Origin of the sequence: Acidovorax sp., assembly GCF_046339755.1 — a bacterium.
Classification (GTDB): Bacteria; Pseudomonadota; Gammaproteobacteria; order Burkholderiales; family Burkholderiaceae_C; genus Acidovorax.
Genome location: NZ_JBKDTZ010000241.1, coordinates 65,307 through 86,753, shown reverse-complemented (window position 1 = coordinate 86,753; position 21,447 = coordinate 65,307). Strand labels below are relative to the sequence as shown.

Sequence of the window (21,447 nt, the reverse complement as noted above, 5' to 3'; positions counted from 1 at the left end):
TGCCCGATACTGCGGCGCCTGTCTTCCCCCTTCCGTCCCTGAAAGAATCCCCATGGCCCAGACCAGCACGCCCGACCTGATCCTGCACCACGGCCTCTTCACCACCCTCAACCGGGCCCAGCCCACGGCCAGCGCCGTGGCCGTCACCGGTGGCCGCTTCACCCAGGTCGGCACGGACCGCGAGATCCTGCCGCTGGCTGGCCCCGGCACGCGCGTCATCGACCTGCAGGGCCGTTCGGTCCTGCCCGGCCTCATCGACAACCACCTGCACATCATCCGCGGCGGGCTGAACTTCAACATGGAGCTGCGCTGGGACGGCGTGCGCAGCCTGGCCGATGCCATGGCCATGCTGCGCCGCCAGGTGGCGGTGACACCCGCACCGCAGTGGGTGCGCGTGGTAGGCGGTTTCACCGAGCACCAGTTCGCCGAGAAGCGCCTGCCCACCATTGCCGAGCTCAATGCCGTGGCGCCCGACACACCCGTGTTCATCCTGCACCTGTACGACCGTGCCTTGCTCAATGCTGCCGCGCTGCGCGCCGTGGGCTACACCCGCGAAACACCCGCGCCCCCGGGCGGCGAGATCGTGCGCGACAGCGCGGGCAACCCCACGGGCCTGCTGCTGGCCAAGCCCAACGCCGCCATCCTGTACGCCACGCTGGCCAAGGGCCCTACGCTGCCGCACGAGTACCAGGTCAACTCCACGCGCCACTTCATGCGCGAGCTCAACCGCCTGGGTGTCACGGGCGCCATCGACGCGGGCGGGGGCTTCCAGGCCTACCCGGACGACTACGCAGTGATCCAGGAGCTGGCCGATGCCGACCAGCTCACCATCCGCCTGGCCTACAACCTGTTCACGCAAAAGCCCAAGCAGGAGAAAGAGGACTTTCTGCACTGGACGGCCACCTCGCAGTACAAGCAGGGCACGGATTACTTCCGCCACAACGGCGCGGGCGAGATGCTGGTGTTCTCGGCCGCCGACTTCGAGGACTTTCGCCAGCCCCGGCCCGAAATGGGCCCGGAGATGGAGGACGACCTGGAAGACGTGGTGCGCATCCTCGCGCAGAACCGCTGGCCCTGGCGCATGCACGCCACCTACGACGAGACCATCACCCGCGCGCTCGACGTGTTCGAGAAGGTGAACCGCGAGACGCCGCTGGCCGGCCTGAACTGGTTCTTCGACCATGCCGAGACCATCTCCGAGCGCTCCATCGACCGCATCGCGGCGCTGGGCGGCGGCGTGGCCGTGCAGCACCGCATGGCCTACCAGGGCGAGTACTTCGTCGAACGCTACGGCGCCGGCGCGGCCGAGGCCACGCCGCCCGTCAAGCGCATGCTGGAGAAAGGCGTCAAGGTCTCCGCCGGCACCGACGCCACGCGCGTGGCGTCCTACAACCCCTGGGTGTCCCTGTCCTGGCTGGTCACGGGCAAGACGGTGGGCGGCCTGCAGCTGACCCCGCAGCGCAACTGCCTGGACCGCGAGGCCGCGCTGCGCATGTGGACCGAGAACGTGACCTGGTTTTCCAACGAAGATGGCAAGAAGGGCCGCATCGAGGTGGGCCAGCTGGCCGACCTGGTGGTGCCCGACCGCGACTTCTTCGCCTGCCCCGAATCCGACATCGCCGACACCACGGCCCTGCTCACCGTGGTGGGCGGCAAGGTGGTCTATGGCGTGGGCGAGTTCGCCGCGCACGATGGCGCCGCGCCGCCGCCGGCCATGCCCGACTGGTCGCCGGTGCGCACCTTCGGCGGCTACGGTGGTTGGGGCGACCAGGAAGGCAAGCCCCTGCAGGCGGCCCTGCGCCAGGCGGCTGCCGCCTGTGCCTGCGCCAACGACTGCAATGTGCACGGCCACCAGCACGCCACGGCCTGGAGCAGCCAGTTGCCGATTGCCGACCTCACGGGCTTCTGGGGTGCGCTCGGCTGCGCCTGCTGGGCGGTGTGATGGCCGAGGCCCTTCACTCCGCAGCGACCGCACCCTGGGTGCAGTCGCTGGCCCTGCTGTGCCTGTGCGCTGCCTACCTGCAGGGCGGTATCACCAAGGCGCGCGACTTTGGCGGTGCCGTGGCCGAGATGCGGCACTTCGGCCTGGCGCCGGCCGCGCCGATCGCGCTGGCCACCATCGCGCTGCAGCTCGGGGCCTCGGCCCTCGTGGTCTCGGGCTGGTACCGCTGGCTGGGGGCGCTGGCGCTCGCAGGGTTCACGGTGCTGGCCGCCTTCGTTGCCGACCGTTTCTGGCAGGCCGCCCCGGCAGAGCGCCGCGCCACGGCCAACGCATTCTTCGAACATTGGGGCCTTGCGGGCGGATTCGTCCTTGTGGCCTGGTACGACCTGGGAGGCCAGCATGGCGCATGATCACCAACACCCCTCCGCGCAACCCGTTGCGGCAGCCAGCGGCGGCGCGTTTGCACCGCTGCGCCTGCCGGTGTTCGCGGTGCTGTGGGCCGCCACCATCCTGGGCAACATCGGCAGCTTCATGCGCGACGTGGCCAGCGCCTGGATGGTGACCGAGCTGTCCAGCAGCCCCACTGCCGTGGCCCTGGTGCAGACGGCGGCCACGCTGCCGATCTTCCTCCTGGCGCTACCGGCCGGCGTGCTCTCGGACATCCTGGACCGGCGGCGCTTTCTGATCGCCGTGCAGGTCCTGCTGGCCGGGGTGAGCGGCGCCCTGCTGCTGCTGGCCCACACCCACACGCTCACGGTGGAGTACCTGATCGCGCTGACCTTCCTGGGCGGTGTGGGTGCGGCGCTCATGGGGCCCACCTGGCAGTCCATCGTGCCCGAGCTGGTGCCGCGCAGCGAGCTGCGCAATGCCGTGGCGCTCAACTCGCTGGGCATCAACATCGCACGCGCCGTGGGCCCGGCGGTCGGCGGCCTGCTGCTGGCCAGCTTCGGCGCGGCCGCGGCCTATGGCCTGGATGTGCTGAGCTATGTGTTCGTGATCGCGGCGCTGCTGTGGTGGCGCCGGCCGGCGGCTGTGGACACGGGGCGCGGCGAGCAGTTCTTCGGCGCCTTCCGGGCCGGCGTGCGCTATGCCCGTGCCAGCCGCGAGCTGCACGTGGTGCTGCTGCGCGCGGCGGTGTTCTTCCTGTTCGCCAGTTCCGTGTGGGCGCTGCTGCCCCTGGTGGCCCGGCGCATGCTGGGTGGCTCGGCCGGGTTCTATGGCGTGTTGCTGGGCGCCGTAGGGGCAGGTGCCATCCTGGGTGCCGTGCTGCTGCCCCAACTGCGCCGCCGGCTTGACACCGATGGCCTGGTGCTCACCGCTTCGCTGCTCACGGCCGGCGTGATGGCTTTGCTGACCTTGGCGCCCCCGCAATGGGCCGCCGTGGCGCTGATGCTGGTGCTGGGCCTGGGCTGGATCATTGCGCTGACCACGCTCAACGGCGTGGCCCAGGCGGTGCTGCCCAACTGGGTGCGCGGGCGCGGCCTGGCCATCTACCTCATGGTGTTCAACGGTGCCATGGCGGCCGGCAGCCTGGGCTGGGGCCTGGTGGCGGGGCAACTCGGGGTGGCGACCACGCTGCTCATCGGCGCGGCCGGGCTGGTGGTGGTGGCCTTCGTGTTCCACCGCGTCAAGCTGCCCACGGGCGAGGCCGACCTGCAGCCCTCGCGCCACTGGCCCGAGCCCCTGCTGGCCGAGCCTGTGGCGCACGACCGGGGCCCGGTCATGGTGCAGGTGGCGTACCGCATCCGCAAGGAGGACCAGCCGGCCTTTCTGCAGGCCATGCAGCTGGGGGCGGCGGAGCGCCGGCGCGACGGGGCCTATGCCTGGGGTGTGGCCGAGCACACGGGCGAGCCCGGGCGCGTGATCGAATGGTTCCTGGTCGAGTCCTGGGCCGAGCACCTGCGCCAGCACGACCGGGTTTCCCAGGCCGATGCCGACCTGCAGGCGCAGGCGCTGCGCTTCCACCAGGGCCCGGACAAGCCCGTGGTGCACCACTACCTGGCGCTGGCGCCCGGGGCGTGACGGTTCAGGCCGTTTCGTTCACCGCCTCCACCTCCACCAGGCAGTCGTAGAAGGTGGGGGCGCGCCCCAGGTCGGTCAGGGCCTGGCTGGTAATCTCGTTGACGTTGGTGCCATCGAGCCCCAGCTTGCGCCACCAGATGCCCATGCCGTTGACCACGCCGGGCCGGGCGCGGCGCGACACGCTGGCGTGGCAGCGGTAGCTGCCCCGGGCATTGAACACGCGCACGATGCTGTCGTTGGCAATGCCGCGTGCCTCGGCGTCGTCGGGGTGGATCTCCAGGAGCGGCCGGCCTTCGATGTCGCGCAGGGTCGTCACGTTGACGAAGGTGGAATTGAGGAAGTTGCGCGCCGGCGGCGAGATCATCGCCAGCGGGTAGGCGGCCGAGCTGCCCTGAAGCTCGTAGTTGGGCAGGTGGTCGGGCAGACCGTCGAGCCCCTGGGCGGCCAGGCGTGCGCTGTAGAACTCGCACTTGCCCGAAGGGGAGGGGAACTGCCCCTCGGCGAACGGCGCATCGGGCATGGCCAGCGTGGCAAAGCCCTGCGATTCGAGCAGTGCGAAGTCCACCGCATCGCCGAAGGCCTGGCGGCACAGGGTAGCGTCGTCGTCGGTAAAGCACGGGTCGGTGTAGCCCATGTGCAAGGCCAGGTCGCGGAAGATCTGCGCGTTGGAGCGCGCCTCGCCCAGCGGCGCGATGGCGGGCCTGTTGAGCACCACGTCGGTGTGGCCGTAGGACAGGTGCACATCCCAGTGCTCGAGCTGCGTGGTGGCGGGCAGCACGTAGTCGGCATAGTCGGCCGTGTCGGTGCGGAAGTGCTCCAGCACCACGGTGAACAGATCCTCGCGCGCAAAGCCCTGCACCACCTTGCCCGAGTCGGGCGCCACCGCCACGGGATTGCTGTTGTAGACCACCACGGCCTGCACCTGGGGCCCGAAGCCGGGCGAGGCCGGGCGCAGCAGGTCGTCGCCGATGGTGGACATGTTGATGGTGCGCGGCTGGCGCCCCGCCAGCAGGTCGGGGCGCTGCAGCACGGCGCGCTGCACCGGGTACTGGCCGGAACTGGACAGCAGCATGCCGCCCGCACGGTGGCGCCAGGCGCCCGTGAGCGCGGGCAGGCAGGTGACGGCGCGCACGGCATTGCCCCCGCCACGCACACGCTGCATGCCGTAGTTCAGGCGGATCGCGGCGGGCTTCGTGGTGCCGTAGTCCCTGGCCAGCTGGCGGATCTGCTCCACCGGGATGCCGCAGACCTCGACCGCGCGCTCGGGCGGCCATTGCAGGGCGCGCTCGCGCAGGCCGTCCCAGCCCAGGGTGTGGCGCGCGATGTAGTCGTGGTCCAGCCAGTCGTGGGCGATCAGCTCGTGCATCAGCGCCAGGGCCAGCGCCGCGTCGGTGCCGGGGCGCAGGGCGATGTGCTCGTGGCACTTGTCGGCCGTCTCGGTCTTGCGCGGGTCGATGCAGACCAGCTTGGCGCCGTTGCGCTTGGCCTGCTGCGCATAGCGCCAGAAGTGCAGGTTGCTGCCGATGGAATTGCTGCCCCAGATCAGGATGAGCTGCGCCTCGGCGAAGAACTCCACCTTCATGCCCACCTTGCCGCCCAGGGTCTGCACCAGGGCCTCCGCACCGGCCGAGGCGCAGATGGTGCGGTCCAGCAGCGAGGCGCCCAGGCGGTGGAAGAAGCGCCGGTCCATGCTCTCGCCCTGCACCATGCCCATGGTGCCAGCGTAGCTGTAGGGCAGGATGGCTTCGGGGTCGTGCGCGGCGATGGTGGACAGGCGCTGTGCGATGTCGGCCAGGGCCTCGTCCCAACCAACGGGCGTGAATTGCCCGCTGCCCTTGGGGCCTGTGCGCTTGAGCGGGGTGAGCACACGCTCCTGGTGGTAGCTGCGCTCGGTGTAGCGCGAGACCTTGGCGCACAGCACGCCGTCGGTGTGGGAGTGCTCCGGATTGCCCTGCACCCGGGTGGCCACGCCATCGACCACGGTGGTGAGCAGCGCACAGGTGTCGGGGCAGTCGTGGGGGCAGGCGCCGCGCACGGAAATGGGCGCGGATTCGGTAGGGGCGGGCGCTTCGATCATGGGCATTTTTCGGGGCTGGTCGCTAAGCTGGCTGCAGGGCTGGGTGGGGGGCGCGCTTGTGGCACGCATGTCCAGAAGAATGATTCGCTCGGCTTGCGGCGATTCACGGGGGTCCACACCCCAGGAACGGGATTTCACCATGAACAAGGTACCAATAGGGCGCAGGCAGTTTTCAGTAGGATGTGGGGGCGGCGGCCCTCTGCGGCTTCCAACTGGCCCGGGCGCAGGGCGAGGGCGCATCGTGCTGGGCCAGTCGGCCGCACTCACCGGCCCGACCGCGCAGCTCGGCATCCAGTTCCAGCAGGCGCCGAGCTGTTCTTCGACCAGCTCAATGCCCAGTGGAGATCCGCACGCTGGACGATGGCTACGAACCTGAGCGCTGTGCCGAGAACACCCGAAAGCTCCTGGCCGACGACGTGTTCGCGCTGTTCGGCCCTCGCGCCAGCTCACGCGCGAATTCCTGGACGCCATCAGGAAGGGGGGCGACAAGGTGCAGGCCAACTACTCCAGCCTGGAGGGCTACCTGGCCGGCGACGGCCAGGTGAGGACTTGAACGTCCCTCTCAGCCGAAGGCCTTGGTGCGCGCCAGGCCTTGCATGAAGGCCTCGCAGCGGCTCAGCTGTTCCAGGCTCACATACTCGTCGGGCTGGTGCGCCTGCTGGATGCTGCCCGGGCCGCACACCACGGTGGGGATGCCGGCGTTCTTGAACAGGCCGGCCTCGGTGCCGAAGGCCACCAGGGTGGTGCCCTGCTCGCCGCTCAGTTCCTGTGCCAGGCGGGTCACGGCGTCGTCCTTGCTGCCCAGAAAGCTCGGGATCTCGCAGATGGTCTCGAAACTGAAGCCGGTCTGCGGCGCCACCTTCTGCATGGCCGGTTCCAGCGAGCGCGCATAGGCCAGCACCTCGGACTGCATCTGCGCCGCGTTGGCCGTGGGCAGATCGCGGAATTCGTAGCGGAACTCGGCGTCGCGCGGCACCACGTTGTCGGCAATGCCGCCGTGGAACTGGCCCACGCTGGCGGTGGAAAACGGCACGTCGAAGCCCTCGAAGCGCGGCTCGTCGCGCTCGAAGCCCTCGGCCATGTCGCGCACCCGGCCCACCACGCGCGCTGCCATCTCGATGGCGTTCACCGAATGCGGGGTGAGCGAAGAATGCGCCTCCTTGCCGCGCACGCAGCACTTGTAGCGGTACACGCCCTTGTGCGCGATGGCGGGCACCATGCTCGTGGGTTCGCCCACGATGCAGGCCAGCGGGCGGATGCTGGCATCGCGCAGGTCGGCGATCAGCTCCTTCACGCCGAAGCAGCCCACTTCCTCGTCATAGCTGAAAGCCAGGTGCACAGCAAAGGGGGTGTCGCTGTTCAAGAACTGCTCGGCATGGGATACCGCGATGCCGATGAAGGCCTTCATGTCCGCGCTGCCACGGCCGTACAGGCTGCCGTCCTTGACGAGCGCGCTCAAGGGGTCCATCGTCCAGTCTTGGCCGTCCCAAGGCACGGTGTCGGTGTGGCCCGAGAGGATGATGCCGCTCGGCTTGCCTTCGCCCAGCGTGGCGAACAGGTTGGCCTTGGTCTTGTCGGCGTTGTAGGTCAGGCGGCTCGTGACGCCCAGCTTGGCCAGGTGGTCGCGGATGAAGTGGATCAGCTCCAGGTTGGAGTTCTGGCTCACGGTGTTCATGCGCACCAGGGTTTGCGCCAGTTCGAGGGCTTGCGGTGAAATCATGGAAAAGGTACTCACTCGTGTGGAGGTGACGCTGGAGGGCTGGCACGCACGTTGCTCCCGGACTAACCCGGACTGACACATGGACCACTCTCGCACTAGACTGTCAGATCGTAAGGACACATATCATGAACGTTATTGACTCCATCGTCACCCAGGCGGCCAGTATTGCAGCGGTGCGCCGGGACATTCACGCCCACCCCGAGCTGTGCTTCGAAGAGGTGCGCACGGCCGACGTGGTGGCTGCCAAGCTCACGGAATGGGGCATTCCCATCCACCGCGGCCTGGGCACCACGGGCGTGGTGGGCATCGTCAAGGGGCGCGACGGGGGCGCCAACGGCCGCGGCATCGGCCTGCGCGCCGACATCGACGCCCTGCCCATGCAGGAGTTCAACACCTTCGCCCATGCCAGCAAGCACGCCGGCAAGATGCATGCCTGCGGGCACGACGGCCACACGGCCATGCTGCTTGCTGCGGCGCAGCATTTTGCCAGGCACCGCAATTTCGACGGCACCGTGTACCTGATCTTCCAGCCCGCGGAAGAGGGCGGTGGCGGCGCGCGCGAGATGATCAAGGACGGCCTGTTCGAGCAGTTCCCCATGGAGGCCGTGTACGGCATGCACAACTGGCCCGGCATGCCCGTGGGCCAGTTCGCGGTGAGCCCGGGCCCCGTGATGGCGTCGAGCAACGAGTTCAAGATCACCATCCGCGGCAAGGGCAGCCATGCGGCGCTGCCGCACAACGGCATCGACCCGGTGCCGATCGCCTGCCAGATGGTGCAGGCCTTCCAGACCATCATCAGCCGCAACAAGAAGCCCGTGGACGCGGGCGTGATCTCGGTGACCATGGTGCACGCAGGCGAGGCCACCAACGTGGTGCCCGACAGCTGCGAGCTGCAGGGCACGGTGCGCACTTTCTCCATAGAGGTGCTGGACATGATCGAAAAGCGCATGCAGCAGGTGGCCGAGCACACCTGCGCCGCGCACGATGCCACCTGCGAGTTCCACTTCCACCGCAACTACCCGCCCACCGTGAATTCGCCGGCCGAGGCCGACTTTGCGCGCAAGGTGATGGCCGGCATCGTGGGTGAGGCCAACGTGCTGGTGCAGGAGCCCACCATGGGCGCCGAGGACTTCGCCTTCATGCTGCAGGCCAAGCCCGGTGCCTACTGCTTCATCGCCAACGGCGACGGCGCGCACCGCGAGATGGGCCATGGCGGCGGCCCCTGCACGCTGCACAACCCGAGCTACGACTTCAATGACGACCTGATCCCGCTGGGCGCGACCTACTGGGTCAAGCTCGCTGAGGAGTGGCTGGCCCAGCCGGCCGCCTGAGGCCTCCTCCCGGGGGCGCCGCTCGCCCCTGCCGGGCCCGCCGCTGCGTGGGCCCGCGTGCATTCCCTGCCAACCCCACCCACGAAAGCAAGCCCCCCCATGATCGGCATCGTCGACGCCTTTTCGCCCAGCTACGCCCAGGCCCGCAAGAAGTTTCTGGAGGGCGCTGCCGCAGCAGGCCTGCCCATCGAGTCGCATGCGCACCCGCTCAAGGGCCGCGATGGCGAGGATCTGGCCATGGACGTGGTGCGCGACGGCCCGGCCGATGCGAAGAAGCTGCTCATCGTGAGCAGCGCCTGCCATGGCGTGGAAGGCTACTGCGGCACGGGCGTGCAGGTGTTTGCGCTGCACGACCAGGAGTGGCGCGACAAGGCCCATGCGGCGGGTGTGGCCATGCTCTACATCCATGCGCTCAACCCGTACGGCTTCTCGCATGTGCGCCGCTTCACGCACGAGACCGTGGACCTGAACCGCAACTTCCAGGATTTTTCCAAGCCCCTGCCCGTGAACGAGGCCTACCGCGAGGTGCAGCCCCGGCTGCTGCCCGAGCAATGGCCGCCGGGCCTCGACAACCTGGCCGCCGTGCAGCAGTACATCGACACCAAGGGCGAAGCCGCATGGCAGGCCGCCATCTCGCGCGGCCAGCACGAGTTTCCGCAGGGCCTGTTCTTCGGCGGCACCGAGCCCTCCTGGAGCAACCGCACACTGCGCCAGGTGCTGCGCCAGCACGGCGCGAGTGCCTCGCAGATCGCCTGGATCGACCTGCACACCGGCCTGGGGCCGAATGGCCATGGCGAACGCATCTACGCCGGCAAGGACGATGCCGCCTCGGTGGCGCGCGCCCGCGCCTGGTGGGATGGCGGTGGCGCCACGCCGGTGACCTCGATCTACGACGGCTCCTCGACCTCGGCCTTCCTCACGGGGCTGATGTGGAACGCGGTCTACGACGAATGCCCGCACGCCGAGAGCACCGGCATTGCGATGGAGTACGGCACCGTGCCCGTGCTCGACGTGATGAACGCGATCCGCGCCGAGCAGTGGCTCAACCTGCACCCAGAGGCCCCGGCCGAGCAGGCCAAGCAGATCAAGGCGCAGATGATGGAAGCCTTCTACACCGATACCGACGCCTGGAAGGGCCAGATCGTGAGCCAGGCCCGCCAATCGATGTTCCAAGCGGTTGACGGCCTGAGCCGCTGATTTTTACAGACCCAACTCGGTCAGCCCCGGATGGTCATCCGGGCGCCGGCCCTGGGGCCAGTGGAACAGCCGGTCCGCCGCCTGGATCGGCTGGTCGTTGATGCTGGCGTGGCGCACGGCCATGAGCCCGGCGTCGTTGAATTCCCAGTTCTCGTTGCCGTGGCTGCGGTACCAGTTGCCGGCATCGTCGTGCCACTCGTAGGCGAAGCGCACGGCGATGCGGTGCGAGCTGAAGGCCCAGATCTCCTTGATGAGCCGGTAGTCGAGTTCGCGCGCCCATTTGCGTTCGAGCAACTGCTGCGCAGCCGGGCGGCCGACCGGGAACTCGGCGCGGTTGCGCCAGCGCGTGTCTTCGGTGTAGGCCAGCACCACGCGGGCCGGGTCGCGGGAGTTCCAGCCGTCTTCGGCCAGGCGGACTTTCTGGATGGCGGTTTCGAGCGAAAAAGGGGGCAAGGGTGGGCGGGATTCCATGGGTAGCACCTCGTTATGGGCAGGTCGATAGGGCGTAGACAGATCTGTCTACGTCGCCATCATACACACATGTAGACAGAATTGTCTACAATGGCGCCATGCTGCTTGCTCCCATCACCGAAGTCCACGACCTGCCTGCGCGCGAGCGCCTGCTGCACACGGCACACCGGCTGTTCTATCGCGAGGGCATCCGCGCCACCGGCATCGACAAGGTGATCGCCGAATCGGGCGTGACCAAGGTGACCTTCTACCGGCACTTTCCGAGCAAGAACGACCTGGTCTGCGCCTACCTGGAGATGCGACACACACTGTGGATGGCCTGGTTCGCCGATGCGCTGGCGCGCCATGGCAAGGCCGGCACCGGATTGGCCGCACTGGCCCCTGCGTTGGGCGAGTGGTTCAGGCGTGAGGACTTCCGGGGCTGCGCCTTCATCAACAGCGTGAGCGAGCTGGGCGATACCGTGCCCGAGGTGAATGCCATCGCCCGCCGCCACAAGCAGGACATGGCGGACCTGCTGGCCACCACCCTGTTGCCGCCATCGCCTACGCAGGCGCAGGATGCCCAGGCGCTGGCCCTGGTGGTTGAGGGCGCCATCGTGCGGGTGCAGCTCGGTGAGCCCGTGCCCGCGGTGCTGGCCAGCGTGTCGCGCCTGCTGTCGGCATGGGGCGCCGCATAGCAGCCCTCAGTCCAGCCGCGCGCCTTGCGATGTGCCGTGGCCGGTGTCTCGGTCGTACTGCTGCTCGCGTTCCACATGCTCCTGCAGCAGCCGGCGGCCCAGCGCATCGGCCTGGCGCTCCAGCGTGGCGCAATCGGCGGCTGCCGGCAGGCGGGCAATGCCCTGGTCGATGGCCTGGGCCGCATCGCGTCCGACCTGCACATGGCCCTGCTCATGCTGCGACAGCGCGCGCAGGTAGCGGTCGAAGCTTGCTTGCTGCGGTGGTGTTGCGCCGCGCAATTGCGGCAGTTGCACCTCGGTGGTCAGGCGTGTGGTGACCTCCGTGATCCTGCAGCGGCCCGAGGCCTCGCGCCACCAGCGGTAGTTCCAGCGCACATTCCAGCGCGTGTAGCCGTGGAAGCGCCGGCCGTCCACCACGATGGGCGTGGCGGCCTGCAGCGCCTGGCGCAAAGTCTGTCCGGGCACTACCTGAACGGGGTAAGGGCGTTGCGAATGCTCCTGGAGCACCGTGGCGCTGGCGGGGCCTTGCAGCAGTGCCAGTGCTGCCAGAGTGGCCAGCCAACGCACGAAGTCAGTCTCCCCAGGGCAGCATCAGCGTCAGGAGCGACAACTGGTCGAACTCGGGCGCGAAGGCGTCGATGATGCGCTGGGGCTCGGGGCACAGCGTGGTGTCGGTGATCACGCCGAACTGCACGCCACCGCCATAGCTCAAGATCGAGACCCCGAGACCGATGTCGCCCGACTGCGGCACCCAGAACATGCACTGCGTGACGCGCGAGCCGCACAAGGTGAGCTGCTCCTTGGGGCCGGGCACAGTGGTCATCACGGCCGTGGTCTTGCGGCCGAACAGGTTGAGCAGCGCATCCTGCGCGGGCTTGATCATCAGGCCGGCCACGGCGAGCATGGCGAAGGCCAGGATGGGCTGGGTGCTGCCCTTGAGCGCCGCCATGCGCCGGCGCACCTCGTACACGCGCTCCACCGGGTTGGCCACGCCGATGGGCAGCACCAGCGGCACCAGGCCGAAGCGGTTGCCCAGCTTCCAGGCCTCTTCCATGGGGCGCAGGTTCACCGGGATCATGGCGCGGATCTCCTGGCCCGTGGGGTCGTCGCCCTGGCTGCGCAGGTAGCCGCCGATGGCGCCGGCCACGCAGGACAGCAGCACGTCGTTGATCGAGCAGTTGAGCGCCTTGCCGATGGCCTTGACCTCCTCCAGCGGAATCGGCGGGCACCAGGCCACGCGCTTGGCCTGGCCGGGCTGGCCCTTCAGGCGCGTGGGCGAATCGTCGGGCATCAGCGCCAGGGCGGCCGCGTCACTCACCATCTGGTAGGCCACGCGCGCCATGTCCATGGTGCCGGCCAGGCCGTGCTGCATGGCCTTTTCGGGATCGCCCAGCACCTTGAGCGAGCGCGCCGCGCCGTCGCCCGCCAGGTCCAGTGCCTTCACCGTGAGGCCGGTGAAGGGCTTGATCAGCGCGTCGGCGATCCAGTCCTCGGCAGTGGCGGCAGCCTCGCGCTCCTTGCGGCTGCGCTTGGGCGGCTCGGCGCCGCCGTCCACGATGGACATGGTGACGGAGATCAGCGCAATGCCGTCGGCAATGCAGTGGTGGATGCGCACGATGAGCGCGCTGCCCAGCTGGCCATCGTCGCCCCTGAAGTTCTCGACCAGGTGCATCTGCCACAGCGGGCGGCGCGGGTCCAGCGGCTCCATGGCGAGCTCACCCACCCGGTCCTGCAGGGCGCGCTGCATGCTCTGGCCGGGCTCCTGCGGCAGGGTCTCGCGCAGCACGTGGGCGGCGATGTCGAAATGGCGGTCCTCCACCCAAGTGGCACCGGCCGCATCCTCCACCACGCGCTGGCGAAAGCGCGGGTACTGCAGCAGGCGCTGCTGCACGCGCTCGCACAGCGCTTCCCAGGTGATGCCGGGGGCCAGCGTCCACACGCCGTTGATCATCATCAGGTTGCTGTCCGAGTCCATGCGCAGCCAGGCCGTGTCGACCTTGCTCATGCGCTCGCCGGACAGGCCCAGCATGCCGGTGGCCGCGCGGCGCACGTTCTTCTGCACCGCCCCGGCGGCCTTGCGCGCGGCGGGCGGCAGGGCCTGGGCACTGCGGCGGGCCGCGGCTGCCGTGGTGTCCCGGGCCTTGCGGGCGACCTGGGAGGCGGTGTTCAGCGGGTTGGTGATGCCCTCGGGGCGGGTGGCGTCAGGAGCTGCAATGCGGGTCACCATCGGATGTACACCTGTTGTGGTCGTTTTGGGGGCTTGCCTCTATGGATCGCGGGGCCTCTCATCCCGTCGAACCCGTAAGATACAACGGCGCAAAGAATTGCCGACACCGTTCTTTCCCTCCCCCATTTTTCGATATCCAAGGAGCATCCCCATGGCCGACCTGAACGCCGCCTTCGAAGCCGCCAAAGCCAATTCCGAGAACCTGAGCGAGCGCCCCAACAACGCCACGCTGCTCAAGATCTACGCGCTGTACAAGCAAGCCACCGTGGGCGACAACACCGAGAAGAAGCCCAGCTTTTCCGACATGGTGGGCCGTGCCAAGTGGGATGCCTGGAATGCCTTGAAGGGCACCGAGTCCGATGCCGCCAAGCAGCAGTACATCGACCTGATCACCGAACTCAGCTGAAGCCCCGCAGGCTTTCGCACCCCCAGGCGGCTTCGGCCGCCTTTTTTCATGGACGTGGTGGTGGGCAGGTGTTCCAATGAACGGAACCCCGTTCTCTTGCGCAATCCACTGCCATGCCCCGCAAAGCCGTTTCCGAATCCGTCGCCGATGCCGATGCCGCCCCGGGCGGCGCGGCTGCCGTGGACCGCGCCCTGAGCCTGGTGGCGGCCTTTCGCCAGGGCGACGGCCCCCTGGCCCTGACAGAGCTGGCCACGCGCACGCGGCTGTACAAGAGCACGGCGCTGCGCCTGTTGGCCTCGCTGGAGCATGCGCGCTGGGTGCAGCGGCTCGACGATGGCCGCTATGCCATCGGCCCCGAGGTTGCGAGGTTGCATGCGCTGTATGCTGCCTCGTTCTCGCTCGACCGGGTGGTGCTGCCCGTGCTGCGGGAGTTGGTGGCCGCCACCGGCGAGAGCGCGGCCTACCATGTGCGCCAGGGCGATGCGCGGCTGTGCCAGTTCCGCGTGGATTCGCCGCACCCGATCCGCGACCACATCCGTGCGGGCGACCTGCTGCCGCTGGACCGGGGCACGGGCGGGCGGGTGCTGGTGGCTTTCGATGCAGCGCTCTCCAACTCTCTCGGGCGGCACGACCGGGCGCTGTACGCGCGCATCCGCGCCGACGGCTACCTGGCCAGCGTGGGCGACCGGCTCAGCGAAGTGGCCGGCATCTCGGCGCCCGTGTTCGCGGCAGATGGCTCGTTGGCCGCTGCAGTCACGCTGACCATGCCGGCCCACCGCTACGACGAGCGCTATGTGAAGAGCGTGCTCGAAGCCGCGCGCAGCCTGGGTGGGCAGGTCGGGTGACGCCAGCGTCCCATCACCGGTAGGTCGTCAGGTGGATGCAGGGCGATGAGGGAGCGGTCCGGGCAGGTCCATGGCACGTCCCTCCAGTTTTTTGGCGAAAAAGTAAATCAGACCTGCCATTGTGGCAAAAAAGCCTGCAAATCGGCACATTTTTGCCGATTCACATTGCCTCTCGCCCGCCAGACACTGGATGCCACCGAACCGGAGACAACACCATGCGAGCCGAAACCACCCTCCCACACGCCGATGCATCCACCCTGTACCTGAGCGCCCCCGAAGCGGTGGAACTGGTGCGCCGCAAGGGCCTGGCGGCCTGCCTGTCCGGTATCGCGGACTGCATCACCAAAGACTTCCTGCGCTGGGAGCAATTCGACAAATCTGCCCGGGTGGCCAGCTATTCGCAAGACGGCGTCATCGAGCTCATGCCCATCGCGGATGACGCGACCTACAGCTTCAAGTACGTCAACGGCCACCCCAGGAACACGCGCCTGGGCCTGTCCACCGTGATGGCCTTCGGCGTGCTGGCCGATACGGCCACGGGCACGCCGCAGCTGCTCAGCGAGCTGACGCTGACCACGGCCATGCGCACCGCCGCCATGTCGGCCGTGGCGGCCAGAGCGCTGGCGCGGCCGGACAGCAGGGTGATGGCGCTGATCGGCAACGGCGCGCAGAGCGAGTTCCAGGCCCTGGCCTTCCAGCACCTGGTGGGCATCACCGAGGTGCGGCTGTACGACACCGACCCTGCCGCCACCGCCAAGCTGCGGGCCAATCTGCAGTCTTCGGGTCTGTTGGTGACCGTCTGCGCCAGCACGGTCGAGGCGATGCGCGGTGCCGACATCGTCACCACCATCACCGCCGACAAGGCGCGTGCCACGATCATCACCGCCGACATGCTCGAGCCCGGCATGCACATCAATGCCGTGGGTGGCGACTGCCCCGGCAAGACCGAGCTGCAGGCCGAGGTGCTCACGCGCGGCCGGGTGTTCGTGGAATACGCGCCCCAGACCCGCATCGAAGGCGAAATCCAGCAGATGCCGGCCGACTTCGCCGTGACCGAGCTGTGGCAGGTGCTGGCCGGCCGCCAGCCAGGCCGCCGCAGCGATGACGAGGTGACGGTGTTCGACTCCGTGGGTTTTGCACTGGAAGACTTCTCGGCCCTGCGCTTCATGCGCGATGCCGCGCTGGAACTGGGCGTGGGCGAACGCATCCAGCTGATTCCGGAGCTGGCCGATCCCAAGGATTTGTTCGGTACGCTGCGGCAGGGCATTGCGCCCGCACGGCTCCAGGCGGTGGCCTGATCTCAGGCCGTGGCCAGGTCGGTAGTCGCGATCAACAAACTATTGGGCTCGGGGTTGTGGCAGGCCAGTCCCAGCACCGCCACGTCGTTGTCAAAGCGCACGAGCACCCGGCCCTGCGCGTTGGCGGGGTTGAGCACGGTGCCCGTGCTGCCGATCAGGCGCCAATAGCCGTCCGAGGGCTTGCCGTCCGGCGGGCCCTCGGCGGTGCCGTTGAAGTGCTGCAGCACCACGCGGGTGCCGGGTGCATGCATGCTCAATCGCGCCAGACCACGCTGCTGGCCGGATCGGCGCGCGTGGTGCGGAACTGGTTGGCAGGGTGCGCCGGGTCGGCCAGGCCGAAGGAAATGCCGCAGACGATGGTGCGGTCCGCTCCGATGCCCAGCACCTCGCGCAGCACGCCGGGGTAGGAGGCCAGCGCCGCCTGCGGCACCGAGGCCACGCCCAGGCTGTGCGCGGCCAGCAGGAAATTGCCCACATAGGCACCGCAGTCCACCGCGCCATAGACGCCCAGGGCCTCGTCGCTGCTCACGATGGCCACATGGGGCGCGCCGAACATGCTGAAGTTCTCGGCCGCCTGGCGCGCCGATGCGGCGCGGTCGCCCTTGGCAATGCCCAATGCCTCGTACAGGCCGTAGCCGCACTCGCGCCGGCGCTCCTGGTACACGCCGCGGTACTCGCGCGGCCAGGGCAGGTCGGGTGCGGGCGGCGTGCTGGCGATGGCCTGCTGGAAGGCGGAGCGCAGCCGGGCCAGCGGCTCGCCGCTGGCGATGTGCACCTGCCAGGGCTGGGCATTGCACCATGAGGCCGTGCGCTGCGCCGTGGCGAGGATCTGCTCGATGGTGGTGCGCGGCAGGGCTTCGGGCAGGAAGGAGCGACAGCTGTAGCGCGTGTGCAGCAGCGCGCAGAGGGTGTCGTGCGCAGGCGTGGTCATGGCCGCGCTCAGGCCTTCCTGGCTTTTGCCGGCGCCTTGGCTGCTGCCTTGGCGGGCGCCGCTTCGGTGGCCTTCTTTTTGGCCGCAGTCTTCTTGGCGACAGGCGCGGGTGCTTTCAACAAGGCGTCGAGCTGTTCCCCGATCTCGGCTTCGATGCGGTCCTTGAAGGCGCCGAAGAGAAAGCCGAGCTGCGCATTCATCTCGAAGCGCTTCGCATTGACGAGCAGGGTGCCCTTGACCCCGGATCGGGTGAAGTGCAGCGTGTCCTCGGTGTCGCCCTCTTCGTAGGTGCATTCCATGTCGAACTTCTCCTCGGCCTTTTCGGCCCAGGAGAAGGCGACCTTGCGGGCTTCCTTGAAGCCCAGGTGGTGTTCGCGGTGGATGTGGATGTCAGGCACCAGGGGTCTCCTCTTTGGGTAGCAGGGCGCGCAGCACCTCGTGGCGCTGCGCCTGCGGCTGTTCGCTCAGCGCGCTTCCCGCTTCATAGAACATGTGAAAGTCCCGGCCCTCGCGCTCGAAGAGCGTCTCGAAGGCGGGCACGAACTCGTTGTCGGCCGCCTGGGCACCGAAGCTCGCGTTGTTCGCGCCGGCCCCCCAGCGGTCGTAGCCTGCGGTCTGCGCTGGCGTGGCCTGCCAGCGCTCGCGCAGGGCGGCAGAGTTGGCTCGGAAGGCCTGCATGGCCTCGGCTTTCTGCGCCTGCCGGGCGGCGGCATCGTCCTGTGCATAGATGGCGGCCAGGCGCTCGCGCGTGGCCTGGGCCAGGGCGCGAAAGTCGCGCCGGCGCGCCTCGCTGGCCGCGAAGGCGGTGCTGGCCTGGGGCGTGGCTTGCTGGGCCAGCCAGCGCGCGCTGCCCAGCCGCTCCACCGCCGTGGCAAAGGATTCGTTGAACAGCGTGTCGCCCTTGGCGTAGACGACCTGGTGCGCCAGTTCATGGAACAAGAGGCGCACGAACTCGCCTTCGGGCCAGCCGATGAAGGTGTTGAGCAGCGGGTCGCCGCCGGCCCAGTTCATGTAGCCCAGCGTGGAGTAGGCGGGCACGCCATAGACCTCGACCTCCAGGCCTTGCTGTGCGAGCTGTTCGGCTTCGGCCTTGGCATCGGCCTCGTCGAAGTAGCCGCGGTAGCCGATGCAGCCCGTGACCGGAAAGCACCAGGTGTGCAAGGTCAGCGAGTAGGGCGGCGCGGCCACCACGTTCCACACGGCGGCCGTGCGCTTGAGGTCTGCGTAGCGGCGGTAGCTCGGGTTGTCGGGCAGGCCCAGCTCGGTGACGGCAAAGGCACGGGCGCGCTGGGCCAGTTGCAGGCGCTCGCGCAGCGGCACGGAAATGTCGCCGCGTGCGATCCAGTCCTCCAGCGGCTCGGCCGCACCCATCAGCTGCACATGGCCTCGCACCGATTGCCAGTAGTAGCCCAGGGTGCTGCCGGCGCAGCCGGACAGCAGCAGGCTGGCCCCGGCGAGGAGCAGCGTGCCAAGGGGGCGGAATCGGAAAGGCTGGGCAGTGGGCATATTGGTTGACCAGTGTAGACACATGGCGTTCACTGCGGGGTCGGGAGGGCTTGTCAGGAGCATGGCGTGGCAGGTTTCTAGAATGGCTGCCATGACCGATGCCACTGCTGCCAGCCCCGCAATCTCCGATGGCCTGTTCGCCGATGAAGCCGGCTGCCCGCGCTGCATCTGGTGCCAGGCCACGCCGCTGTACCGCCACTACCATGACACGGAATGGGGCTTTCCCGTGGCGGACGACCGGCGCCTGTTCGAGAAGCTGTGCCTGGAGGGCTTCCAGTCGGGCCTGAGCTGGCTCACCATTTTGAACAAGCGCGAGGGTTTCCGGGCCGCGTTCGCGCAGTTCGATGCCGAGCAGGTGGCCCGCTTCACCGACAAGGACGTGGAGCGCCTGGTGCAGGACGCGGCCATCGTGCGCCACCGGGGCAAGATCGCCTCCACCATCAACAACGCCCAGCGCGTGCTGGAACTGCGCAAGGAGTTCGGCTCGCTCGCGCACTACGCCTGGCGCTACGAGCCACCGGCCGGCGAGCGGCCCGAGCGCATCACCCGCGAGGTGGCGCGCACCTTCATCACCTCGCCGGGGTCGGTGGCCATGTCCAAGGACCTCAAGAAGCGCGGCTGGAGTTTTGTGGGCCCGACCACGGTCTATGCCTTCATGCAGGCCATGGGCCTGGTCAACGACCATTTGGAGGGTTGCCACGCGCGCGAGAAGGCGCTCAAGGCGCGGGCGGACTTCACCGTTCCCTAACCCGGCCAGCCGGGCAGACGTTCCAGGGCCTGCAGCAACTGCTGGCCCGCCGCATCCAGGCTGGTGTCGTTGCGCACCTCGATACCGGCCGTGCCCGGCGGCGCGAGAAAGCGCAGCGCGCGCTGCACACGCTGCTCGACCTCGTCGCTGCTTTCCCTGCCCCGCGCCTGCAGGCGCTGGCGCAGCACCTCGGGGCTGGCCGTGATGTGCACGGCCACCAGGGCAGGGTAGCGCACCAGCGCCTTGGGCAGGTAGGCACGCGAGCCGTTCACCAGCAGCCAGCGGCCCTGGTCCAGCGGTGCCAGCTCGCTGTGGCGCACGCCATAGGCCAGGCCATTGGCCTCCCAGTGCAGAGCAAACGCTCCGGCAGCGCGCAGTGCGGCATGGCCATCGGGTGTCGTGCTCTCGTGGGCTTCTCCGCCGGATGCTGCAGGGCGGCTGATGGTGCGCCGCGCCCACTGCACGGGCAGTTCCGCCGGCAGGTGCTGGCGCAGCCAGTCGAGCAGGCTGTCCTTGCCCGCACCCGAGGGGCCCATGAAATACAGCAGCCGGCCGGATGTGCCGCTCATGCGCCCAGCTCCACGTGGTCCAGCAGCACGAAGTCGGCGCCCGGCGTGGGCTCGGAAAAGAGGGCCAGGCTGTTGAAACGCAGCGGCGGCAGGTCGGCGAAGAACTGGTCCGCAGCATCCTGCACGAGCTCCACCACCGTGCCGTCCGCATCCGACAGCGAGCTGGTCAGCGACATGTGGAAGCGGAATTCCTCGAACACGAAGGGATAGCCCCACTGCTGCAGCAGTTCGTCCTGGCGGGGCGAGAGTCCTGCGGCACGGCGGCGCGCCAGATCAGGTTCCGACAGCGGTGCGGCCAGGGGATGCAATTGGGTCACACAAGCAGCCGCGGCCGCCTGGATCTCGGCATTGGCCGGGTGCGAGGCTGCGGGCACCAGGGCCAGGAAATCGCCGATGCGCTCCACCACCATGGGCGGCATGGCAAAGGGCCGCAAGCCCTGCGCGAGGGTCTGCACGGCGTGGTGCAGCGTGAGCCAGTCCACCCCGGGCGCCAGCGCAAACGGGGCCTTGAGCGTGGCATGCCAGCCATAGCGGCGCGGTGCCGCGGTCAGGCGCTCCAGCTCGGCCCTGGCCACGCCGTGGATGTCCAACTGCGGCAGGGGCTGCAATTGGGCGGCGCAGCGGCCCAGCCAGTGGCTGCCGGCGAGCCAGGCCAGGGTGCCGGGGTGGGGGGCAAAGTAGACCGCGTAGCGGTGGGCGGTGGTGGGATTGGCGTTATTCGTCATGGGTGACCGTGAGTTTGACGCGATCGCCCGCGAACCAGGCGCGTGCCCATTCGATGGGCGTGCCTTCGAGGTCCACGTTCAGGCTCTCCACCAGCAGCACGGGCCGCGCCGCGGGCTGGCGTAGCTCGGCGGCCACGACGGCATCGGGCAGCTCGGCGGTGATGCGGCTTTCGCGCCGGGTGTAGTCGGCCACGCCGTGGGCGCTGAAGCCGGCTGTGATGGAGCCGGTCTCGCGCACCACGGCGGCCAGTCCCTCGAAGCGGGGCAGGGGGAAGTAGCGCTCGCTCACATGCAGCGGCTGGCCCTCGGCCTGCCCGATCACGCGCAGCTGCAGCAGTGGGCTGCGGGCCGGCACCTGCAGCGCCTTGGCCAGGGCCGCCGTGGCACGCACGCTCTGCTCCTGCAGCACCACCAGGCTGCCGCGCAGGCCGGCCTGGGCCAGGCCCTGCTGGTGGCGCACGCGCTTGCCCAGCGCCAGGTCCACCGCGAAATCTTCCACATAGGTGCCGCTGCCCTGGGTGATGCGCACCAGGCCCTGGTTGCACAGGCTGGCCAGCGAGCGGCGGATGGTGTGGCGGTTCACGCCGAACTGCTCGGCCAGCGCGTGCTCCGACGGCAGGCGCTGGCCGGGGGAGTAGATGCCGCTGCCGATGGCCTCAGCCAGTTCGGCCGCGATGCGGGTCCAGAAGCTGTCGCGGGCCGGGCGTGGGGCGGGGGACGAAGGCTCGGAAAAGGTCGTGGTGCTGGCTGTCATG

The 21,447-nt window shown here is 68.9% G+C and carries 22 protein-coding genes and 1 pseudogene; 11 read left to right on the top strand and 12 right to left on the bottom strand.

The genetic code is table 11. The features are described 5' to 3' along the window. The first annotated feature begins 52 nt into the window (after positions 1–52). From ACK59X_RS21080 to ACK59X_RS21070, 3 genes are read left to right on the top strand one after another with little or no spacing between them, the layout of a single operon-like run. Positions 53–1,942 carry an amidohydrolase gene (locus ACK59X_RS21080; RefSeq protein ID WP_409960338.1) on the top strand — a complete coding sequence of 630 codons (1,890 nt, stop codon included), beginning with the start codon at positions 53–55 and terminating at the stop codon, positions 1,940–1,942. Beyond that, a complete protein-coding gene (locus tag ACK59X_RS21075; protein WP_409960337.1) occupies positions 1,942–2,352 on the top strand; it encodes a DoxX family protein in 411 nt (136 codons plus the stop codon). The genes ACK59X_RS21080 and ACK59X_RS21075 overlap by 1 nt, the downstream gene beginning before the upstream one ends. Beyond that, complete coding sequence (locus ACK59X_RS21070) at positions 2,342–3,964, top strand: MFS transporter (RefSeq protein ID WP_409960336.1); 1,623 nt, start codon at positions 2,342–2,344, stop codon at positions 3,962–3,964. The genes ACK59X_RS21075 and ACK59X_RS21070 overlap by 11 nt, the downstream gene beginning before the upstream one ends. A gap of 4 nt (positions 3,965–3,968) precedes the next feature. Here the strand turns inward: ACK59X_RS21070 and ACK59X_RS21065 are convergent, their stop codons facing one another. After that, on the bottom strand, positions 3,969–6,047 hold the full coding sequence (locus ACK59X_RS21065) for a molybdopterin-dependent oxidoreductase (RefSeq protein WP_409960335.1): 2,079 nt from the start codon (positions 6,045–6,047) through the stop codon (positions 3,969–3,971). A 133-nt stretch (positions 6,048–6,180) separates the two neighbouring features. Between ACK59X_RS21065 and ACK59X_RS21060 the strand changes: the two are divergent. Next, a pseudogene (locus ACK59X_RS21060) lies at positions 6,181–6,475 on the top strand (ABC transporter substrate-binding protein); the annotation flags it as partial. Positions 6,476–6,603: 128 nt separating this feature from the next. Here the strand turns inward: ACK59X_RS21060 and argE are convergent. Next, positions 6,604–7,761, bottom strand: a complete 1,158-nt coding sequence (argE, locus tag ACK59X_RS21055; RefSeq protein ID WP_409960334.1) for an acetylornithine deacetylase — start codon at positions 7,759–7,761, stop codon at positions 6,604–6,606. Between the two features lie 125 nt (positions 7,762–7,886). Here argE and ACK59X_RS21050 point away from each other — a divergent pair, with 125 nt between their 5' ends. Together ACK59X_RS21050 and ACK59X_RS21045 are read left to right on the top strand one after the other, a co-directional pair. After that, positions 7,887–9,092 carry a M20 aminoacylase family protein gene (locus ACK59X_RS21050; protein ID WP_409960333.1) on the top strand — a complete coding sequence of 402 codons (1,206 nt, stop codon included), beginning with the start codon at positions 7,887–7,889 and terminating at the stop codon, positions 9,090–9,092. A 99-nt stretch (positions 9,093–9,191) separates the two neighbouring features. Next, the gene (locus ACK59X_RS21045; RefSeq protein ID WP_409960332.1) at positions 9,192–10,289 is read left to right on the top strand and encodes a M14 family metallopeptidase; all 1,098 of its coding nucleotides are present in this window, start codon (positions 9,192–9,194) and stop codon (positions 10,287–10,289) included. 3 nt (positions 10,290–10,292) lie between these two features. Here ACK59X_RS21045 and ACK59X_RS21040 read toward each other — a convergent pair whose 3' ends face one another. Then, positions 10,293–10,760 (bottom strand): DUF1348 family protein, encoded by a 468-nt coding sequence (locus tag ACK59X_RS21040; RefSeq protein WP_409960331.1) that lies wholly within the window; start codon positions 10,758–10,760, stop codon positions 10,293–10,295. Positions 10,761–10,858: 98 nt separating this feature from the next. Between ACK59X_RS21040 and ACK59X_RS21035 the strand changes: the two genes are divergently transcribed. Beyond that, positions 10,859–11,437, top strand: coding sequence for a TetR/AcrR family transcriptional regulator (locus tag ACK59X_RS21035; protein ID WP_409960330.1), 579 nt, complete (start codon positions 10,859–10,861; stop codon positions 11,435–11,437). Positions 11,438–11,443: 6 nt separating this feature from the next. On the opposite strand, the gene ACK59X_RS21030 is transcribed toward ACK59X_RS21035, so the two are convergent. Together ACK59X_RS21030 and ACK59X_RS21025 are read right to left on the bottom strand one after the other, a co-directional pair. Continuing rightward, a complete protein-coding gene (locus tag ACK59X_RS21030; protein ID WP_409960329.1) occupies positions 11,444–12,004 on the bottom strand; it encodes a DUF922 domain-containing Zn-dependent protease in 561 nt (186 codons plus the stop codon). Positions 12,005–12,008: 4 nt separating this feature from the next. Beyond that, positions 12,009–13,664, bottom strand: coding sequence for a wax ester/triacylglycerol synthase family O-acyltransferase (locus ACK59X_RS21025; protein ID WP_409960328.1), 1,656 nt, complete (start codon positions 13,662–13,664; stop codon positions 12,009–12,011). Positions 13,665–13,815: 151 nt separating this feature from the next. Between ACK59X_RS21025 and ACK59X_RS21020 the strand changes: the two genes are divergently transcribed. The 3 genes from ACK59X_RS21020 (at position 13,816) to ACK59X_RS21010 (ending at position 16,213) form a co-directional block, all read left to right on the top strand. Continuing rightward, a complete protein-coding gene (locus ACK59X_RS21020) occupies positions 13,816–14,070 on the top strand; it encodes an acyl-CoA-binding protein (protein ID WP_179682334.1) in 255 nt (84 codons plus the stop codon). 113 nt (positions 14,071–14,183) lie between these two features. Continuing rightward, a complete protein-coding gene (locus ACK59X_RS21015) occupies positions 14,184–14,915 on the top strand; it encodes an IclR family transcriptional regulator (protein ID WP_409960327.1) in 732 nt (243 codons plus the stop codon). 215 nt (positions 14,916–15,130) lie between these two features. Beyond that, entirely contained in the window at positions 15,131–16,213 is a 1,083-nt protein-coding gene (locus ACK59X_RS21010; protein ID WP_409960326.1) for an ornithine cyclodeaminase, read from the top strand. Between the two features lie 2 nt (positions 16,214–16,215). Here the strand turns inward: ACK59X_RS21010 and ACK59X_RS21005 are convergent, their stop codons facing one another. Genes ACK59X_RS21005 through ACK59X_RS20990 form a run of 4 tightly spaced genes read right to left on the bottom strand, consistent with a single transcriptional unit; the run spans position 16,216 to position 18,650 of the window. Further along, positions 16,216–16,464 carry a hypothetical protein gene (locus ACK59X_RS21005; protein WP_409960325.1) on the bottom strand — a complete coding sequence of 83 codons (249 nt, stop codon included), beginning with the start codon at positions 16,462–16,464 and terminating at the stop codon, positions 16,216–16,218. Between the two features lie 2 nt (positions 16,465–16,466). Then, on the bottom strand, positions 16,467–17,144 hold the full coding sequence (locus tag ACK59X_RS21000) for a nitroreductase (protein WP_409960324.1): 678 nt from the start codon (positions 17,142–17,144) through the stop codon (positions 16,467–16,469). 8 nt (positions 17,145–17,152) lie between these two features. Further along, positions 17,153–17,542 carry a polyhydroxyalkanoic acid system family protein gene (locus ACK59X_RS20995; RefSeq protein WP_409960323.1) on the bottom strand — a complete coding sequence of 130 codons (390 nt, stop codon included), beginning with the start codon at positions 17,540–17,542 and terminating at the stop codon, positions 17,153–17,155. Then, positions 17,535–18,650, bottom strand: a complete 1,116-nt coding sequence (locus ACK59X_RS20990; protein ID WP_409960322.1) for an aminopeptidase — start codon at positions 18,648–18,650, stop codon at positions 17,535–17,537. Before ACK59X_RS20990 ends, ACK59X_RS20995 begins: the two co-directional genes overlap by 8 nt. Before the next feature lie 91 nt (positions 18,651–18,741). Here ACK59X_RS20990 and ACK59X_RS20985 point away from each other — a divergent pair, with 91 nt between their 5' ends. Next, positions 18,742–19,398, top strand: coding sequence for a DNA-3-methyladenine glycosylase I (locus tag ACK59X_RS20985; RefSeq protein ID WP_409960321.1), 657 nt, complete (start codon positions 18,742–18,744; stop codon positions 19,396–19,398). Here the strand turns inward: ACK59X_RS20985 and phnN are convergent. Genes phnN through phnF form a run of 3 tightly spaced genes read right to left on the bottom strand, consistent with a single transcriptional unit; the run spans position 19,395 to position 21,446 of the window. Continuing rightward, entirely contained in the window at positions 19,395–19,967 is a 573-nt protein-coding gene (gene phnN / locus ACK59X_RS20980; protein ID WP_409960320.1) for a phosphonate metabolism protein/1,5-bisphosphokinase (PRPP-forming) PhnN, read from the bottom strand. The two genes, ACK59X_RS20985 and phnN, sit on opposite strands and share 4 nt — an antisense overlap. Beyond that, positions 19,964–20,692 carry a DUF1045 domain-containing protein gene (locus ACK59X_RS20975; RefSeq protein WP_409960319.1) on the bottom strand — a complete coding sequence of 243 codons (729 nt, stop codon included), beginning with the start codon at positions 20,690–20,692 and terminating at the stop codon, positions 19,964–19,966. The genes phnN and ACK59X_RS20975 overlap by 4 nt, the downstream gene beginning before the upstream one ends. Next, on the bottom strand, positions 20,682–21,446 hold the full coding sequence (gene phnF, locus ACK59X_RS20970) for a phosphonate metabolism transcriptional regulator PhnF (protein WP_409960318.1): 765 nt from the start codon (positions 21,444–21,446) through the stop codon (positions 20,682–20,684). Before phnF ends, ACK59X_RS20975 begins: the two co-directional genes overlap by 11 nt. Between the last annotated feature and the right edge of the window lies 1 nt (position 21,447).

Excerpts from the sequence above, each read along its gene's own strand:
- ACK59X_RS21070 (WP_409960336.1), top strand. The coding sequence starts at position 2,342 with ATGGCGCATGATCACCAACACCCCTCCGCGCAACCCGTTGCGGCAGCC.
- ACK59X_RS21000 (WP_409960324.1), bottom strand. The coding sequence starts at position 17,144 with ATGACCACGCCTGCGCACGACACCCTCTGCGCGCTGCTGCACACGCGC.
- phnN (WP_409960320.1), bottom strand. The coding sequence starts at position 19,967 with ATGAGCGGCACATCCGGCCGGCTGCTGTATTTCATGGGCCCCTCGGGT.
- argE (WP_409960334.1), bottom strand. The coding sequence starts at position 7,761 with ATGATTTCACCGCAAGCCCTCGAACTGGCGCAAACCCTGGTGCGCATG.
- ACK59X_RS21010 (WP_409960326.1), top strand. The coding sequence starts at position 15,131 with ATGCGAGCCGAAACCACCCTCCCACACGCCGATGCATCCACCCTGTAC.
- ACK59X_RS21035 (WP_409960330.1), top strand. The coding sequence starts at position 10,859 with ATGCTGCTTGCTCCCATCACCGAAGTCCACGACCTGCCTGCGCGCGAG.
- ACK59X_RS21045 (WP_409960332.1), top strand. The coding sequence starts at position 9,192 with ATGATCGGCATCGTCGACGCCTTTTCGCCCAGCTACGCCCAGGCCCGC.
- ACK59X_RS21040 (WP_409960331.1), bottom strand. The coding sequence starts at position 10,760 with ATGGAATCCCGCCCACCCTTGCCCCCTTTTTCGCTCGAAACCGCCATC.
- phnF (WP_409960318.1), bottom strand. The coding sequence starts at position 21,446 with ATGACAGCCAGCACCACGACCTTTTCCGAGCCTTCGTCCCCCGCCCCA.
- ACK59X_RS21005 (WP_409960325.1), bottom strand. The coding sequence starts at position 16,464 with ATGCATGCACCCGGCACCCGCGTGGTGCTGCAGCACTTCAACGGCACC.
- ACK59X_RS21080 (WP_409960338.1), top strand. The coding sequence starts at position 53 with ATGGCCCAGACCAGCACGCCCGACCTGATCCTGCACCACGGCCTCTTC.
- ACK59X_RS21075 (WP_409960337.1), top strand. The coding sequence starts at position 1,942 with ATGGCCGAGGCCCTTCACTCCGCAGCGACCGCACCCTGGGTGCAGTCG.
- ACK59X_RS20990 (WP_409960322.1), bottom strand. The coding sequence starts at position 18,650 with ATGCCCACTGCCCAGCCTTTCCGATTCCGCCCCCTTGGCACGCTGCTC.
- ACK59X_RS21020 (WP_179682334.1), top strand. The coding sequence starts at position 13,816 with ATGGCCGACCTGAACGCCGCCTTCGAAGCCGCCAAAGCCAATTCCGAG.
- ACK59X_RS21050 (WP_409960333.1), top strand. The coding sequence starts at position 7,887 with ATGAACGTTATTGACTCCATCGTCACCCAGGCGGCCAGTATTGCAGCG.
- ACK59X_RS21065 (WP_409960335.1), bottom strand. The coding sequence starts at position 6,047 with ATGCCCATGATCGAAGCGCCCGCCCCTACCGAATCCGCGCCCATTTCC.
- ACK59X_RS20975 (WP_409960319.1), bottom strand. The coding sequence starts at position 20,692 with ATGACGAATAACGCCAATCCCACCACCGCCCACCGCTACGCGGTCTAC.
- ACK59X_RS20985 (WP_409960321.1), top strand. The coding sequence starts at position 18,742 with ATGACCGATGCCACTGCTGCCAGCCCCGCAATCTCCGATGGCCTGTTC.
- ACK59X_RS21015 (WP_409960327.1), top strand. The coding sequence starts at position 14,184 with ATGCCCCGCAAAGCCGTTTCCGAATCCGTCGCCGATGCCGATGCCGCC.
- ACK59X_RS21025 (WP_409960328.1), bottom strand. The coding sequence starts at position 13,664 with ATGGTGACCCGCATTGCAGCTCCTGACGCCACCCGCCCCGAGGGCATC.